14 protein-coding genes and 1 pseudogene are annotated in these 15,691 nt (G+C 64.1%); 6 read left to right on the forward strand and 9 right to left on the reverse strand.

Features of this window, described 5'->3' with window-relative positions; translation table 11 throughout:
* Positions 1 to 106 precede the first annotated feature (106 nt).
* From AAE027_RS33765 to AAE027_RS33785, 5 genes are all read right to left on the reverse strand, one after another.
* Positions 107 to 1,462, reverse strand: a complete 1,356-nt coding sequence (locus tag AAE027_RS33765; protein ID WP_370990296.1) for an esterase-like activity of phytase family protein — start codon at positions 1,460 to 1,462, stop codon at positions 107 to 109.
* Between the two features lie 190 nt (positions 1,463 to 1,652).
* A complete protein-coding gene (locus AAE027_RS33770) occupies positions 1,653 to 2,552 on the reverse strand; it encodes a carbohydrate ABC transporter permease (protein ID WP_091888289.1) in 900 nt (299 codons plus the stop codon).
* Positions 2,545 to 3,501 (reverse strand): carbohydrate ABC transporter permease, encoded by a 957-nt coding sequence (locus AAE027_RS33775; RefSeq protein WP_370990297.1) that lies wholly within the window; start codon positions 3,499 to 3,501, stop codon positions 2,545 to 2,547. The genes AAE027_RS33770 and AAE027_RS33775 overlap by 8 nt, the downstream gene beginning before the upstream one ends.
* A 140-nt stretch (positions 3,502 to 3,641) precedes the next feature.
* The gene (locus AAE027_RS33780; protein WP_370990298.1) at positions 3,642 to 4,991 is read right to left on the reverse strand and encodes an ABC transporter substrate-binding protein; all 1,350 of its coding nucleotides are present in this window, start codon (positions 4,989 to 4,991) and stop codon (positions 3,642 to 3,644) included.
* 85 nt (positions 4,992 to 5,076) lie between these two features.
* Positions 5,077 to 6,120 (reverse strand): C-terminal binding protein, encoded by a 1,044-nt coding sequence (locus AAE027_RS33785; protein WP_091888294.1) that lies wholly within the window; start codon positions 6,118 to 6,120, stop codon positions 5,077 to 5,079.
* Between the two features lie 251 nt (positions 6,121 to 6,371).
* On the opposite strand from AAE027_RS33785, the gene AAE027_RS33790 reads away from it, so the two are divergent.
* Complete coding sequence (locus tag AAE027_RS33790) at positions 6,372 to 8,057, forward strand: methyl-accepting chemotaxis protein (protein ID WP_370990299.1); 1,686 nt, start codon at positions 6,372 to 6,374, stop codon at positions 8,055 to 8,057.
* A gap of 116 nt (positions 8,058 to 8,173) precedes the next feature.
* Here the strand turns inward: AAE027_RS33790 and AAE027_RS33795 are convergent, their stop codons facing one another.
* A complete protein-coding gene (locus AAE027_RS33795; RefSeq protein ID WP_370990300.1) occupies positions 8,174 to 9,151 on the reverse strand; it encodes a Bug family tripartite tricarboxylate transporter substrate binding protein in 978 nt (325 codons plus the stop codon).
* A gap of 98 nt (positions 9,152 to 9,249) precedes the next feature.
* On the reverse strand, positions 9,250 to 10,185 hold the full coding sequence (locus AAE027_RS33800; protein ID WP_091888300.1) for a DMT family transporter: 936 nt from the start codon (positions 10,183 to 10,185) through the stop codon (positions 9,250 to 9,252).
* Positions 10,186 to 10,290: 105 nt separating this feature from the next.
* Here AAE027_RS33800 and AAE027_RS33805 point away from each other — a divergent pair, with 105 nt between their 5' ends.
* Complete coding sequence (locus tag AAE027_RS33805) at positions 10,291 to 10,680, forward strand: DUF1330 domain-containing protein (RefSeq protein WP_370990301.1); 390 nt, start codon at positions 10,291 to 10,293, stop codon at positions 10,678 to 10,680.
* Between the two features lie 188 nt (positions 10,681 to 10,868).
* On the opposite strand, the gene AAE027_RS33810 is transcribed toward AAE027_RS33805, so the two are convergent.
* A complete protein-coding gene (locus AAE027_RS33810; protein WP_370991148.1) occupies positions 10,869 to 11,531 on the reverse strand; it encodes a TetR/AcrR family transcriptional regulator in 663 nt (220 codons plus the stop codon).
* Between the two features lie 49 nt (positions 11,532 to 11,580).
* On the opposite strand from AAE027_RS33810, the gene AAE027_RS33815 reads away from it, so the two are divergent.
* Entirely contained in the window at positions 11,581 to 11,985 is a 405-nt protein-coding gene (locus tag AAE027_RS33815) for a hypothetical protein (RefSeq protein ID WP_370991149.1), read from the forward strand.
* A gap of 119 nt (positions 11,986 to 12,104) precedes the next feature.
* Positions 12,105 to 12,509, forward strand: coding sequence for a VOC family protein (locus tag AAE027_RS33820; protein WP_370991150.1), 405 nt, complete (start codon positions 12,105 to 12,107; stop codon positions 12,507 to 12,509).
* A gap of 57 nt (positions 12,510 to 12,566) precedes the next feature.
* Here the strand turns inward: AAE027_RS33820 and AAE027_RS33825 are convergent, their stop codons facing one another.
* Positions 12,567 to 13,499 (reverse strand): DMT family transporter, encoded by a 933-nt coding sequence (locus AAE027_RS33825; protein WP_128946826.1) that lies wholly within the window; start codon positions 13,497 to 13,499, stop codon positions 12,567 to 12,569.
* A gap of 423 nt (positions 13,500 to 13,922) precedes the next feature.
* Between AAE027_RS33825 and AAE027_RS33830 the strand changes: the two genes are divergently transcribed.
* Positions 13,923 to 15,215 carry an adenylosuccinate synthase gene (locus AAE027_RS33830; protein WP_091888310.1) on the forward strand — a complete coding sequence of 431 codons (1,293 nt, stop codon included), beginning with the start codon at positions 13,923 to 13,925 and terminating at the stop codon, positions 15,213 to 15,215.
* 37 nt (positions 15,216 to 15,252) lie between these two features.
* A pseudogene (locus AAE027_RS33835) lies at positions 15,253 to 15,691 on the forward strand (hypothetical protein); the annotation flags it as partial.

Here is a 15,691-nt window from a genome sequence, read left to right on the forward strand (position 1 = left end):
GGCGGGGCATCCAGTACGCCGAGGCCTAACGATTCTATCGCTGGCGCCGCGGCGTACTGGATCGCCCGGTCGAGCCGGGCGATGACCGCATTGATGGAGCGAGATCTCACTTCGCCTTCAGGAAATCCGCGACCTCGAGCAGCATGAACTCGTCGTCGTCGGCCTTGTTGGGATCGCGGCTGGACGAGAACGGCAGATTGTTGTCGTTACCGACGATGATGTGGGTGTCGTCGACGCGATCGACGTTCTCGATGGTGAAGAACGGGAAGGTGTAGACGCCGTCATTGAGCGGCTTCCTCGCCTTCTTGTCGGGATCCTGGATCTTCATCAGGTCAATATAGCCGATCTTGCGCACGGGCTTGCCGACATTGGCGTCGCTGAGCTCGATCTTGTAGATGCGCTTGAACTTGGCGAGGTCCGGGAAGCAGTTCTCGCCGCGGGTGCCCTGCGGGCAGGCCTTGTCGGCGGTGCCTTCGCCGTTGTCGCGCTCGATGACGAGGCCGGAGGCCTGATCGATCATGTTGAAGTCGCCGATGGCGTTGCCGTTCTGTTCGAAGACATACTGCCAGTAGCGGCCGGTGAATTTCTCCGCGGCGACGTCGAACTCGAGGATGCGGGAGGCTTCCTTGCCGTCGACCTTCTCCCAATCCTTCTTGTCGGCGTCCCACAGCGGTCCTTCAAGCAGGCCGTAGAGGAATTTGCCGTCCTTCGACGACGCAAAGCCTTCAAAACCCTTGGAGCGGCGGAGGTTGACGTTGGTGTAGGTCGCGCCCGGCGCGCCCGGCGTTCCCACCGCCCAGTTGTCGGGCGAGCGCACCGGCTTGCCGTCGGCGACCGTCTCGAACACGGCCAGGATCTTGCCTGATTTGTCCGCCTTCAGGATGTAGGGGCCGAACTCGTCGCCGATCCAGAAGGTGTCGCCGATGATCTGAAAGCCCTCGGTGTCGAAGTCCGAGCCGGTGAGGTAACGCTTCTGCGTGTCCTCGTGCACGATGCGGAAGGGCACCTTCTTGTCGGGATCGTGCAGGAAGATGGTCTCGAGCCGCTCGATCTTGCCGCCCGCCCAATCCATCTTGTAGCGGTTCAGATACAGCATCGAATCCGGCGAGTTCGCGCGCGCGCCCATGCCGTTGTCGGTGATCACCCAGAACGTGCCGTCGGGCATGGTCTTGATGCCGGAATGCCCCTGGAGCGGCTGGCCCTTGAACGGCAGCGACACGCCGGTCGCCCGCTCATAGGACTTGCCCATCACGGTGCCGATCGCGTCGACGCGCTTGCTCGTGGTGTATTTGCCCGAGGTCTTGAGATCGGCGGGGGCATCGGCCGGCGCGTCGATGAACGTGGCGGCCGGCATCACCACGTGGCCGGCGAGCTTGGCCGGGAATTCACCTTCGCTCTGCGCGAGCGCTGCGCTCGCGGTGAGAATGATCGTTGCGACGGTGCTGAGAAAAGTCGCGCGCATGTGCGTCTCCTGTTGGCGGACGCACGCCTTATGCGGACGGCACGTTGCAGTTTTGTGAAGCCGGGCCAAAGGCCGCAGTCCTCTTCGCCTCTCCCCGCTTGCGGGGAGAGGCCGGAATTTGCGTTAGCAAATTCCGGGTGAGGGGGACTCTCCGCGAGTCCGTCTCCCGCTGGTCGCTCGGATAGCGAGGCTATTCCTTCACTGCCCCGGTCAGTGACGACACGTAATAATCCACGAACAGCGAGTAGAAGATCGCAACCGGCAGCGAGCCGAGCAGCGAGCCCGCCATCAGCGCACCCCACTGATAGACGTCGCCGGTGACGAGCTCGGTCAGGATCGCGACCGGCACGGTCTTGTTGGCGCCGCTCTGGATGAAGGCGAGCGCATAGATGAACTCGTTCCAGGACAGCGTGAAGGAGAAGATGCCGGCCGAGATCAGGCCGGGCACGGCGAGCGGCAGCGTGATCCGCCGCAGGATCTGGAGCCGCGTGGCGCCGTCGACCAGCGCACATTCCTCGAGCTCGTAGGGGATCGACTTGAAATAGCCGATCAGGAGCCAGGTGCAGAACGGCACCAGGAAGGTCGGATAGACCAGGATCAGTGCCAACGGTGAGTCGAACAGGCCGAACTGCACGACGACGGTGGCGAGCGGAATGAACAGGATCGACGGCGGCACCAGATACGCCAGATAGATGCCGAGGCCGACATAGGGGCTGCCGCGGAAGCGCAGGCGTTCGATGGCGTAGGCGGCCAGCGTGCTCGCGATCAGCGACAGCGTGGTCGAGCCGATTGCCACCAACATCGTCGTCCACAGCCAATGCGGATAGGCGGTGTTGAACAAGAGGTGCTTGATATGCGCGAGCGTCGGCGAGGAGATCCAGAACGGATTGTGCTCCTTGTAGTTCATCAGCTCCGCGTTCGGCTTGAACGAGGTGATCGCCATCCAGTAGAACGGGAACAGCAGGATGAGCACGAAGCAGCCGAGCGGCAGATAGATCATCATCAGCCGCCGCAGCCCGGAATCCCAGGCCATCGTGTCGGGCGCTGCCTTCGCGTCGGCGACAGCCGGTTGGGCGACAGTATCAGTCATTGCTCTCTCCCTGCTGCCATTTGCGGCGCGCCAGGCCGAAATAGGAGAACAGCGTCGCGAACACCAGGAACGGGATCATCGACACTGCGATCGCGGCACCTTCGCCGAGCTCGCCGCCGGCGATGCCGCGCTGGAAGGCCAGCGTCGCCAGCAGATGGGTCGAATTGCCGGGCCCGCCACGGGTGATGGCGTAGACCAGCTGGAAGTCGGTGAAGGTGAAGATGATCGAGAAGGTCATGACGATGGCGAGGATCGGCATCATCATCGGGAAGGTGATGTAGCGGAAGCGCTGCCAGGCGCTGGCGCCGTCGAGCATCGCAGCCTCGTAGAGCGAGGGCGAGATGGTCTGAAGCCCCGCCAGCAGCGAGATCGCGACGAAGGGAATGCCGCGCCAGATATTGGCGGCGATCAGCGAGAAGCGCGCCGGCCAGGGCGAGCCGAGGAAGTCTATATTGCTGTCGCGCCAATGCAGCACGTCGACCAGCAGGTAGGAGATGATCGAGAATTGAGGATCGTAGATCCACCAGAACGCCAGCGCCGACAGCACGGTCGGCACGATCCAGGGCAGCAGGATGATCGCACGCAGCACGCTCTTGAAAGGAAAATGGTTGTTGAGCAGCAGCGCGAGCCAGAAGCCAAGTGCGAATTTCCCGAACGTCGCGATGCCCGTGTAGACCACGCTGTAGAACACCGCGTTCCACCACAGCGAATCGGTGAGCAGATACTGGAAATTCTCGAAGCCGACGTAGATGCCACGCCGGCCGATCGTGGTGTCGGTGAAGGCGAGCCAGACGCCGAGGCCGAGCGGATAGGTCAGGAAGACCGCGAGCAGCCCGATCGCAGGCGCCAGACACATCACGATCAGGAACGGCTTGTAGTCGAACAGGCGTACCAGCCAGTTCGGTTGCCGCTGCGCCAGGGCGGGGGAGGAGAGGGTGGTCACGGACATCAGTTTGTTGTCCCGTCTGTGAAAGTCACTCCACCGTCATTGCGAGCGAAGCGAAGCAATCCAGTCTGTCTCCGCGGAGATAGTCTGGATTGCTTCGTCGCAAGTGCTCCTCGCAATGACGGCCGCTTTGTCGTCGCCCGTTACCGGCTCTGCCGCCGGAAGTACCGCTTGCAGCGTTGCTCGGCTTCTGCGGCAGCGGCCTCCGGCGTGGCAGCGCCGGTGGCTACGGACGAGAACATCTGGATCAGCACGTAGTCTGCGCTGACGGCACCCGTCGCGGTCGAGATCGGGCCCTTGTAGCCGTCATAGTAGGTGCTGTTCATGGTGTCCTTGAACAGCTTCACCTTGGGATCCTGCGACCACACGGCGGCCTCGGCATAGGCGGCCAGCGGCTGTGACCAATAGCCGGAGTTGGCATTGAGCCACGGCTCGTACTGGTCTTTTTCAAGCATGTATTGCAGGAATGCCTTTGCCGCGTTGGGGTACTGGCTGTGCTTGAACACCATGGCGTTCAGCGTCAGGCCCGCCATCGGCGAGACCTTGGCGAGGCCCTTCGGCAGCAACTGATGTTCACTGTCCTCGGCGATCGCCTTGGTCGCCGGGTCGTTCTTCAACGAGAAGTACAGCGAGACGCCGTTGGCGGTCAGGGAAATCTCCTGCGAGGAGTAGGCGCGGTTGTTGCTGACGTCGTTCCACGATGTCGTGCCGGCGATGAAGGTCGGGTAGAGCTGCTTGACCCAGTTCAGCGCGGCAATCGTCTCCTTGCTGTTGATGACGACGTTGCCGTCCTCGTCGAGCAGGGAGCCGTTGTGCGACCACAGCGCCCAGTTCGCAAAACCGTTGCCGTCGCCCTTGGCGTTGCCGAGCGCGAAGCCGGCCGGCTTGCCGGCCTTGTGCAGCTTCTGGCACAGGTCGACGATTCCGGCATGGTCTTCCGGCACCTTGTCGAAGCCGACCGATTGCAGGATCGACTTGCGGTAGATCAGGGGACCGGCGGTGGCGCCGAACGGCAGCCCGATCCAGGCGTCGCTCTTGTTCTTCTTGCCGTAGCGCTGCGCCAGCGGCAGCCAGCCGCCATAACGCTTGCCGAGATAGTCGGCGACGTCGGTCAGCTCGATCAGCTTGTCGATATAGATGTGCGGAGCATCGGAGAAGCCGATGATGATGTCAGGGCCGGCGCCGGAATTCGAGGTCACCGCGGTCTGCTGGTTGATGTCTTCCCAGCCGACGAAGTCGACCTTGACCTCGACCCCGGTCTCCTTGGTGAATTTTGCCGCATTGGCGCGGAACACGTCCTCGTCGGCCTGGACGAAACGCACCGGGCGCAGCATGCGCAAGGATGCGCCTTTCTCGATGTCGCGCTTGGGCGCCGCCACATCGGCGGCCTTGATTTTGGATTGCGTTGTTTGCGCTGCAGCACCAGTGGCCGCGAGCGTTGCAGCGGACAGGCCCAGCGCCAAGGCATCACGACGCGTGATGTCGTTCCTCATCAGTTCCTCCCTAAATGTTTCCCTTCCCGGCGTTGATCGCCGGTGAAGGGCCGTTCCGGTTACCGGCGCCTTTTGCGCCGTCCGCCTAGCTGTTCGGTCCGCGATCCATGCTGACAGGCTGCCAGCGGCGGAGCGCGGTGCTTTGCAGCACCGACGGATTAACGCAGCTTACCGGCCACATGCCCTGAAGCACCAGTGACAATTCGTAGCCCACACGGCGCTTGCGCGCCTCGTCGAACCGTGCCGAGGCCGAAGCGACGTGGGCGGTCAGGGTCACGTTCTCCATGCCGAGCAGCGGATTGTTGTGCGAGGGCGGTTCCTTCTCCAGCACGTCGAGTGCGGCATGCGCGATCCAGCCTTCTTGCAGCGCCTTGATCAGGCTCTCCTCGTCCACCGTGGCGCCGCGGCCGGTGTTGATGAAGATCGAGCCCTTCTTCATCTGCCGGAAGTGCTTCTCGGTCAGCATGTGATGCACCTCAGGCCGGGCGGGGGCATGCATCGAGACGAAGTCGGATTGCGACAGCACCTCATTCAGCGTTGCCGGGATCACGCCGTGGTCGTACATCAGCGTTTCCTGGATGAAGGGATCATAGGCCATCATGCGCAGGCCGAAGGGGGCTGCGCGTTTCGCAACCGCACGCGCCACGCGGCCGAACGAGATGAAGCCGAGCGTCTGGCCCATTAGCCTCGGGATCTTGAGCAGCGCCGGCCGGCCCTCGGCCCAGCGGCCGTCGCGCACCATGCGGTCCTGCTCGACCAGGCGGCGGAAGCCGGCGAGCAGCAGCATCATGGCGTGGTCGGCGACCTCCTCGATGAAGGTGTCGGGGATGTTGGTGACGGGAATGCCGCGGGCGGTGGCGGCCTTGACGTCGACGCTGTCGACGCCAACCGAGCCGAGCGTGATGACCTTGCAGCTCTCCAACGCGTCGATGATGGTCTTGGTGATCGGAATGCCCTTGGCATAGATGGCGTCGGCGTTCTTCGCGGCGGCGATGAAGCCGGCCTCGTCGGCCGGGGCTTCGACGATCTCGGCATCGATGGGATCGAGCGCCTCGCGCTCATAGGAATAATCGCTGCCCGCGACCGTGAAGCTCGCGCCCTTCGGCGTCACCACCCTGTATTTCGGCATTTTCTGCTCCCGATTTGGTTTCTTGTTGTGACCCGCCTTCGTGGCTGGCCTTTGCGTCTTTTACGCGAAATCGATGCGGTCGCGTACAATTCCCGGTTGTCGGCGTTGAGATAAATTGCCGGTCTTTGCGGCTGCGTACGGGCTTCTACGGAGGCCCGTAAGTAACTTGATAAGGCCTCACACATAAAAGTTGATTCGATTTTGATCGATCTGGTCGCGTGCCCGTATCCCATTGTTGCCGGAGCCATCTCGTGAAGTTGAGCAATCTGAAGATCGCCCCAAAGCTGGGTGTCCTTGTCGGCGTCACCTTGTTCGGCCTGTGCATCTCCGGTGTCCTCGCCGGCTACCTGATGAAGCGCGAGATGGTGAATGCGCGCATTGACCAGACCAAGGCGATCGTCGAGCTGGCCCGCAACTACGCGGCCACGCTGGTGAAACGGGTCAATGCGGGCGAGCTGACCAAGGACGCCGCGCTCGCCGAGCTGCGCCGCTACGGCAATGCGATGACCTACGACAAGGGCTCCGGCTATCTGTTCGGCACCACCTATGACGGCATCACGCAGCTCGCGCCCGATCCGAAGCAGATCGGCGCCAACCGCATGGATGTGGAGACCAACGGTCGGAAGCTGTCCCGCGAGATCATGGATGGGGTCAAGGCGAACGGCGAGATCCTGCTGTTCTACGAATATGTGAAGCCTGGTCAGGCCAAGCCGATCCGCAAGCTCGGCTACGCCGTCGCAGTGCCCGGCTTCGAGATGTATCTCGGCACCGGCGCCTATCTCGAGGACATCGACGAGAAGATGGGCCCGGTCTATTGGCTGCTCGGCTTCGCCATGCTCGGCATCGTCATCGTCGCCGGCAGTGTCGCCTGGCTGATCGGCCGCAGCATCAGCCGCCCGCTCGCGCTGCTCGGGACCCGCATGAAGGAGCTGGCCGACGGCAAGCTCGAGGGCGACATCCCGGGTGTCGGCCGTGGTGACGAGGTCGGCGCGATGGCTTCGACCGTGCAGATCTTCAAGGACAACGCCGTTCGCATCCGCGACCTCGAGAAGACCGAGGCCGATGCCAAGGAGCGCGCCGCGGCGGAACGTCGCAGCGCGATGGAAGACATCGCCAACGACTTCGAACGCAGCGTCACCGGCATCGTCCGCTCGGTCTCCTCGGCCGCGGCCGGCATGCAGAGCACGGCGCAGTCGATGACCGCGACCGCGAGCGACGCTTCCTCGCGTGCCGCAACGGTCGGCGCTGCCTCGCAAAAAGCCTCCGGCAATGTCGGCACGGTTGCGGCTGCCGCCGAAGAGCTGTCGAGCTCGGTTGCGGAAATCTCCCGCCAGGTCACCCGCTCCACCGAAGTCGCGAGCCGTGCCGTCAACGATGCCGAGCGGACCAACGCCACCGTGCAGGTGCTCTCGACCGGCGCCGAGAAGATCGGCGAGGTCGTCAAGCTGATCCATTCGATCGCCGCGCAGACCAACCTGCTCGCGCTCAACGCCACCATCGAGGCGGCACGCGCCGGTGAATCCGGCCGCGGGTTCGCGGTCGTCGCCTCCGAGGTCAAGGCGCTCGCCAACCAGACCGCGAAGGCGACCGAGGAGATCTCCGCGCAGGTCGCGGCGATGCAGACCTCGACCAGCGACGCGGTCACGGCCATCTCCGGCATCACCCAGACCATCGCCGAGATGAGCGAGATCACCGCCGGCATTTCCGCATCGATCGAGCAGCAGGGCGAAGCGACCCGAGAGATCGCCCGCAACATCCAGTCGGTTGCGGCCGGCTCGAGCGAGATCAACGCCCATATCGGCAGCGTCACCTCGGCCGCGGAAGCGACCGGCAGTGCGGCCACCGACGTGCTCTCCAACGCTCGCGAGCTGGACAACCAGTCCGGCGCGCTGCGCAGCGCCGTCGACGGCTTCCTCGCCAAGGTCCGCGCGGCGTAAATTCTTGCACTGAATTCGTAGGGTGGGCAAAGACGCGAAGCGTCGTGCCCACCTTCTTCTTTTTTGCGACGACCTAATGGTAGGCGCGCTACGCTTTGCCCACCCTACGAGACTGCCTACTGCTTCTCGATCTTCGCGTTCGTGATCAGCTTCTCCCACAGCACGAGCTGCTCGTTCACGAAGCCGCCAAGCTGCTCCGGCGTGCCGGAGAAGGCATCCATGCCGAGGGTGGCGAGCTTGGCCTTGATCTCCGGATTCTCGACGATCTTCCTGATCTCGGCGTTGAGCCGCGTCACGATCTCCTTCGGCATGCCGGCCGGGCCGAAATAGCCCTGCCATGACGAGATGTCGAAGTTCGGCACGCCGGCCTCCTGCATCGAGGGCAGATGCGGCACCAGCGGTGAGCGCTCCTTGGTGGTGACCGCGAGCGCGCGCAGCGCGTTGCCGTTGACATGCGGCAGGCCGGTCAGGATGTCGACGAACATCATCGAGACGCGGCCGCCCATGACGTCGTTGAGCGCCGGCGGCGAGCTCTTGTAGGGCACATGCAACAGGTCGAGCCCGGCATTGTGCGCAAAGGTCGCGCCCGACACGATCGCCGAGGACGAGCCCGAGGCATAACTCAGCTTGCCCGGATTGGCCTTGCCATAGGCGACCAGCTCGCCGACGGTCTTGGCCGGCACGTCCGGATTGATGACCAGCATGAAGGGCAAATCGCCGGTGCGCGCGATCGGCGTGAAATCCTTGACCGGATCGTAAGTGAGGCTCTTGAGCAGATAGGGATTGGCCGAATGCGTGGTGTTGGTCGTCACCAGCAGCGTATAGCCGTCGGGCGCGGCCTTCGCGACATAGGTCGCGGCGAGCATGCCGTTGGCGCCCGCCTTGTTCTCGATCACGATGCCGACGCCGAGCGCCTGCGACAGATGCTGCGAGATCAGCCGCGTCGTGGTGTCGGTACCGCTGCCGGCCGCGAACGGCAGCACCAGCGTGATGTTGCGGCTCGGATAATTGTCGGCCTGGGCCGTGGATGCGGCGGCGAGGCACAGCGCGGCCGCGCCGATGGCACGCAGGTTTCGAATCAATGCTGAAATCATGTCTGGACGTTCCCTCTTTTTCGTTGGCCGGGAACGTAGCTTGTCAAAACCGGATTCGAAAGATGGCCGTAGGTAGTGAACGCGTCCGCGCCGCGGAATTACTTCACCGCAGAACCCTGGCGCGAGGCGATCACGACGCCGGCAAGCACCAGCGCGTAGCCGATCAGGTGGAACGGCTGGAGCTTTTCGCCGAGCAGCAGGATCGCCAGCGCCGAGCCGAACACCGGCACCAGATGAAAGAACGGCGCGGCGCGGTTTGGGCCGATCAGCGCGACGCCGCGGTTGAAGAAGAGATAGGCCAGCGTCGAGGGGAAAATCAGGATGTAACCCAGGGTCGCCAGCGTCGTCCCGTCGAATTGCAGCACGCGGCCGCTTGCCGCCTCCCAGATCGCGGTCGGCAGCAGCATGGTCGCGCCGCAGCAGGTGGTGAAGGAGAGAAATGAGAGCTGATGGATCTTCGGCCGCCGCGGGATGAAGGCGGAGTAGAGACCGAACGCCACCAGCGAGGAGGCGAACATGATGTCGCCCCTGTTGAAGCTGATGCTCGCGAGCGCGGCGAGATCGCCGCGCAGGATGATGATCAGCACGCCGGCAAGCGAGATCGCGATGCCCGCGAACTGCGCGCCGGTCAGCCGCACCCCGAACAGCGCCAGCGACCACAGCGCCACGAACAGCGGACCTGCCGACTGGATCAGCAGCGCGTTCAGCGCTTCCGTATATTGCATCGCCCAGTACGAGATCGCGTTGTTGAAGGCAAAGCCCACCAGCGACAGGAACAGCATCAGGGGAAGGCTGTTGCGCAAGGCGGGCCAGTCACGCTTCAGATGCGGCCATGCGAATGGCAACAGGATCAGGAACACGCCGAACCAGCGGATCGTGGTCACCGTCAGCGGCGGCACATGCGCACCGACATGGCGCGCGAGCACGATGTTGCCGGCCCAGAACAGCGAGCTCAGGCTGAGCAGCAGATAAGGCTGGTTGTTGAGCCAACTGGCCGGATTGGCGGCCTTTGGCGCGGGCGAAGCGATCGTCATTGGCGTCGGATACGAGCTTGCGCCGGATTGCCGTCGTGGCACAAGCCACGCAGCCGCAATGCTACAATGCAGACATGAACCGGGGAGGCGCCTTTGGCGGTTAATATGTTGAACATCGAAGGCCTGGAGCGGCTCGATCGGCATGCGCCGGTAGTGATGCTGAATCTGATGCGCTTCAACGAGCGCTCGCGCGACGGCGACGGTTCCGGCTGGGACGCTTATCTGCGTTACAGCGCGATCACCGTGCCGATGATCAAGGCGCGCGGCGGCACCTTGCTCTGGACCGGCGAAGCCAGGGCTGTCGCACTCGGACCGCAGGAGGGGAACGACTGGGATTTCGTCGCGCTGGTCTTCTATCCGTCGGTCACAGCCTTCCTCGACATGATGACATCGGAGGCCTACGAGACGCGGGCCGACCCGCATCGCGTCAACGGCTGCGCCGAGCACGTCATCATTGCCACCAGCGAGGCGTACAGCAAGCTTACGGCAAAGTAGCGCGCGCTGCTCTTTCCCTCTCCCCTTGTGGGAGAGGGTGGCTCGCCGCGATAGCGGCGAGACGGGTGAGGGGTCTCTCTCCGCGCGTCCAACTCTCATTTGAGTGCGCGGATAGAGACCCCTCATCCGGCGCTTCGCGCCACCTTCTCCCACAAGGGGAGAAGGAAGAAGGGTCATCGCGACGACATTTACTTCTTCCGTTCCGCGCTTCCACGCTGGTCCGGCGTCAACGCATCCACGGCCGCGTGGCATGCCGTCTGTAACAGGCGGCAGACCTCCGCGGTCGAGCGCTGCCGGCTCAGCGCCGCAAAAGTCGGATAGCTCGTCAGCACGAAGATCAGGTCGACCGCGTCCTGCGCGGCCCGCTTGGCTGCGTGTTTGCCGACGATGCGCGACAGCAGCGCAGCTAGCAATTCGCGCCGTCGCTCGTTGCGTTCAAGCAGCGCTTCGCCGAATTCGGGATCGGTTGCGATGGCCTGGTTGAGTCCGCCGACCGCGGCGTCGTGCCCCCAGAACGTACAGAATATTTCGACCACGCGGTCGAGCGCGGCGCGCGGATCCGCCATCGCCATCACCTCGGTCAGTTCGAACAGCCCGCCACGGCTTGCGATGTCGTCGAACACGGCTTCCAGCAATCCGCGCCGCGATCCGAATTGGTTATAGACGGTCAGCCGGGTGATGCCGGCCGCCTTCGCGACGACGTCGAGGGAGAAGCTCGCAATGCTCGCGTCCTTGCGCAACAGGCGCGCACCGGCCGCGATGATGCGCTCGCGCGTCTCCGCCGCTGCGGAAGCCCGCGCGGAGCTCACATAATTGCGCTTCGGCATGGCCTTGCCATTCTGTTGACGCATTGGCTATACATAATGTATATCCAATTTAGAAGCTGGTTCGGAGCTTGCCATGCACACCGCCCTTGTGATCGCCCTGTCGCTTCACGTGTTGTCATCCGTGTTCTGGGCGGGATCAAGCTTCGCGTTGGCCCGCATCGGCGGAGTGGGCGGCGAGCAACTGGTCTTTCCACAACTCGGCGCGGCAACGATTGCGATCCTGACCGGCGGCTATCTCGGACATCTCGTTCATGCCGGCAGCTTCGGCACGACAGAGCAGGTGCTCGCGGTTGGTGCGGTCTGCGCACTGATCGCGGCCGGTGTTCAGGCGGCAATCGGTCCCCGTGCGCTCGCGGCCTTGCGTCGTGGCGTCGGCAATCCGGAGGATCTGCGTTCACGTATCGCCGGGGCTCAACGCGTGGCGGCGGGCCTGCTCGGCATCGCCGCGCTCTGCATGGGCGCAGCGCGTTACATTTGAATGCAGGTTAGGGGCGTCCTGGAGGCCGATCAGCAGCTTCCTATGTCGAGCGCTGAGAGTTTTCTGTTCGCGATGTCAAACCATAGTGCGGCTTCCAGCCGCTTTTTGAAGGAAAAGCAATGCCCAAGATGATTTTGGTGAACCTGCCTGTACGCAACCTCGCTGCATCGACAGCGTTCTACGTGGCGCTAGGTGGCGCAGTGAATCCTCAATTCTCCAGCGCAAATTCGACCTCGCTCATGTTCACGGACGCGATCGGCGTGATGCTGCTCACCCACGACCACTATCGTGAATTCACCCAACGCGAGATCGGCGACGCGCGGCGCGACAGCCAGGCCATGTTCGCTCTTACGGTCGACGACCGCGATGCCGTCGATGCAACGCTGGCTCGCGCAGTGGCTGCGGGCGGTCGCGCCGATCCAAACCCGGCGCAGGACCTTGGCTTCATGTACAACCGACACGTTGAGGACCCGGATGGGTATGTTTGGGAGATGGTATGGATGAACCCATCAGCGAACGCTTGATCGCAGATGATGGACCTTGCGATGGCCTTTTGACGGGATGCCTGATGGGCCTTCAGCCTAGCTCGCCTGCTTCCTTGACGCCACGAACACCCCGGACAGCACCAGCGCGAAACCGATGAAGTGGAACGCCTGCGGGCGCTCGCCCAAAAAGACCATTGCCATGATCGAGCCGAACACCGGCACGACGTGGAAGAACGGCGCGGCGCGGTTGGCGCCGATCAGGCGGACGCCGCGGTTGAAGCAGAGATAAGCGAGCGTCGAGGGGAACACCGCGACATAGAACAGGGTCAGCAGGTTCGGCCCGTCGAGCTTCATCACGGGGCGCGCGAACAATTCCCAGATCTCCAGCGGAATGAGGCAGGCGGCGCCGCAGCCGAAGGTGAAGGCGAGGAACGAGAGGCCGTGCATCGGTGGACGCTTCAAGGTCAGCACCGAATAGAGCGCGAAAATGACGAGCGCGACGATGAAGATGAGGTCGCCCTTGTTGAACTCGATGTTCGACAGCGTGGTGAAATCGCCATGCAGCAGGATCGTGAGCACGCCGCACATCGACAGCAGCACGCCGAAAGCCTGCGCCGCGGTGAGTCGGACGCCGAGAATGGCCAGCGACCACAATGCCACGATCAGCGGCGCGGCCGACTGGAGCAGCAGCGTATTCAGCGCCTGGGTGTGCTCCAGCGCCCAATATTGCAGCGTGTTGAAGGCGCCGATACCGGTGACCGAGAGCGTGACCATCAGGCCGAGCCGCCCGCGGATCGCGGGCCAGTCCTGCGCAAGATGCTTCCAGGCGAACGGCAGCACCAAAAGGAACGCGAAGAACCAGCGCAGGAACGACAGCGTCACCGGCGGGATGTGACCGGCGGCGAGCCGACCGACGATGGCGTTGCCGGCCCAGCACAGCGCGGTGATGCTGAGCAGCAGGTAGGGCTGGTTGGCGATCCAGCTGTGACCGGATGTATCGGTGCCGGTGGTCTGGGCGGTTGCGGACATTGTGATCGTCATGGCCCCGCGGATAGCGCCGAGGCCCCCGGCCCGGAAAGGTCCGGGCCGGCTCATCGCCCGGCTCTGCTCAAAGACACGGAAATCGAGATCGCATCAACGGGGGGCGGATGCATCGCGACTATGCAGGGACCGACATGGCGCCTTACGCTTTGGTCGAAGCCCGTTCCGCCGTTCCAGAGGCTTCTGGATTTTCAGGGGATATCAAAGGCTTGGGTCGGGCTTTGGACCTCGAAAAAGCCCCGTTCTTGCTTGCCTAGAGGGGCTGCTTCCTTTATCCGGTTGGCTGCCTTGCGTGCGGGCGGCTCCGGCCGCCGATTGGGCTGGGCGCAGGCATGATCCCGGAAGAGTGGGCACCGGTTTTCCGCGAGGATCATGCCTCCTAGAGACAGATTGAATAGGGATTACCCGCGAATGGCCAACGTTGTCGTCGTCGGCGCCCAGTGGGGCGACGAAGGGAAGGGCAAGATCGTCGACTGGTTGTCGGAGCAGGCGGACATCGTCGTCCGCTTCCAGGGCGGCCATAACGCCGGCCATACGCTGGTGATCAACGGCAAGACCTACAAGCTCGCGCTGCTGCCCTCCGGCGTGCTGCGCGAGGGCAAGCTGTCGGTGATCGGCAATGGCGTGGTGTTCGATCCGGCCGCCTTCCTCGACGAGGTCGCCAAGCTCAGGGCGCAGGGGGTCGAAGTCAGCCCAGACAATCTGCGCATCGCGGAAAACGTCACGCTGATCCTGCCGCTGCACCGCGAGCTCGATGCGCACCGCGAATCCGCCAGCGCCGCGACTGCGATCGGCACGACGCGCCGCGGCATTGGACCTGCCTATGAGGACAAGGTCGGCCGCCGCGCCATCCGCCTGATGGATCTTGCCGATCATCAGACCCTGCCGCACAAGATCGACCGCCTGCTGGCGCATCACAACGCGCTGCGCCGTGGCCTCAACCTGCCGGAATTCGACAGCGCGGTGATCCTGAAAGAGCTGATGGCGATGGCGCCGCAGCTGCTGCCCTATGCCGAGACGGTGTGGCGGCTGCTCGACATCGAGCGGCGCGCCGGCAAACGCATGCTGTTCGAGGGCGCGCAAGGCGCGCTGCTCGACGTCGATCACGGCACTTACCCCTATGTCACCTCGTCCAACACGGTGGCGGCGCAGGCCGCGACCGGCGCCGGCCTCGGGCCGGGCGCGGTCGGCTACGTGCTCGGCCTGTGCAAGGCCTACACGACCCGCGTCGGCCAGGGCCCGTTCCCGACCGAGCAGGACAACGAGACCGGCCGCAAGATCGGCGAGCGCGGCCGCGAGTTCGGCACCAATACCGGGCGGCCCCGCCGTTGCGGCTGGTTCGACGCCGTGCTGGTCCGCCAGGCGGTCCGGACCTGCGGCATCAACGGCCTGGCGCTGACCAAGCTGGACATTCTCGACGGCTTCGACACGATCGAGGTCTGCACCGGCTACAAGCTCGACGGCAAGGAGATCGACCATTTCCCGGCCGGCGAGGGCGCGCAAAGCCGGGTCGAGCCGATCTACGAGACCATCGAGGGCTGGAAGGAGCCGACCGCCAGCGCGCGGTCCTGGGCCGACCTGCCGGCTCAGGCCATCAAATATGTCCGCCGGATCGAGGAATTGGTCGGCTGCCCGGTCGCACTGCTTTCCACCAGCCCCGAACGCGAGGATACTATCCTGGTGCAAAATCCGTTTGAGGCTTAACGATATCTTACCGGGACGCGCGTATAGTTGAGTTGAAATGGCTGATTACTATCCGCTGATCGCCCGCGCAATTGCCGCCCTGGATCCCAACGCTCCCGGCGAAAGCCGTCGCGCGCTCTATGAGCGGGCGCGCACGGCGCTGATCGCGCAGCTCCGCAGCGTGCAGCCGCCGCTCTCCGAATCCGAGATCACCCGCGAACGGCTGTCGCTGGAAGAGGCCGTCCGCAAGGTCGAATCGGAGGCCGCCCAGCGCGCCCGCGAGGCCTCGCGCCCCGGTGGGGGCACGCGCAGCAGCGGCAGCGGCGATGCCTTCCGCCGGGCCAGCGCCCGCGCCGCCGAAGGCAACGCTCCCGCATCTCAGCCGGCCGCACCGCGCACGCGTCCGGCCCCGACCCCGCCGCGCGCCGACCGCCCGTCCTTCAACGTCGATGACCAGGACGAGGCGCCGCGGCCGCCGCGCGCGCCGCGTTTCGACG

This window comes from Bradyrhizobium sp. DN3 (genome assembly GCF_041357655.1).
Classification (GTDB): Bacteria; Pseudomonadota; Alphaproteobacteria; order Rhizobiales; family Xanthobacteraceae; genus Bradyrhizobium.

What these genes read in the sequence shown, in the direction of transcription:
- AAE027_RS33825 (WP_128946826.1), bottom strand. Translation starts at nt 13,499, where the DNA reads ATGTCCGCAACCGCCCAGACCACCGGCACCGATACATCCGGTCACAGC.
- AAE027_RS33765 (WP_370990296.1), bottom strand. Translation starts at nt 1,462, where the DNA reads ATGCGCGCGACTTTTCTCAGCACCGTCGCAACGATCATTCTCACCGCG.
- AAE027_RS33795 (WP_370990300.1), bottom strand. Translation starts at nt 9,151, where the DNA reads ATGATTTCAGCATTGATTCGAAACCTGCGTGCCATCGGCGCGGCCGCG.
- AAE027_RS33815 (WP_370991149.1), top strand. Translation starts at nt 11,581, where the DNA reads ATGCACACCGCCCTTGTGATCGCCCTGTCGCTTCACGTGTTGTCATCC.
- AAE027_RS33810 (WP_370991148.1), bottom strand. Translation starts at nt 11,531, where the DNA reads ATGCGTCAACAGAATGGCAAGGCCATGCCGAAGCGCAATTATGTGAGC.
- AAE027_RS33805 (WP_370990301.1), top strand. Translation starts at nt 10,291, where the DNA reads ATGTTGAACATCGAAGGCCTGGAGCGGCTCGATCGGCATGCGCCGGTA.
- AAE027_RS33780 (WP_370990298.1), bottom strand. Translation starts at nt 4,991, where the DNA reads ATGAGGAACGACATCACGCGTCGTGATGCCTTGGCGCTGGGCCTGTCC.
- AAE027_RS33775 (WP_370990297.1), bottom strand. Translation starts at nt 3,501, where the DNA reads ATGTCCGTGACCACCCTCTCCTCCCCCGCCCTGGCGCAGCGGCAACCG.
- AAE027_RS33785 (WP_091888294.1), bottom strand. Translation starts at nt 6,120, where the DNA reads ATGCCGAAATACAGGGTGGTGACGCCGAAGGGCGCGAGCTTCACGGTC.
- AAE027_RS33820 (WP_370991150.1), top strand. Translation starts at nt 12,105, where the DNA reads ATGCCCAAGATGATTTTGGTGAACCTGCCTGTACGCAACCTCGCTGCA.
- AAE027_RS33800 (WP_091888300.1), bottom strand. Translation starts at nt 10,185, where the DNA reads ATGACGATCGCTTCGCCCGCGCCAAAGGCCGCCAATCCGGCCAGTTGG.
- AAE027_RS33830 (WP_091888310.1), top strand. Translation starts at nt 13,923, where the DNA reads ATGGCCAACGTTGTCGTCGTCGGCGCCCAGTGGGGCGACGAAGGGAAG.
- AAE027_RS33770 (WP_091888289.1), bottom strand. Translation starts at nt 2,552, where the DNA reads ATGACTGATACTGTCGCCCAACCGGCTGTCGCCGACGCGAAGGCAGCG.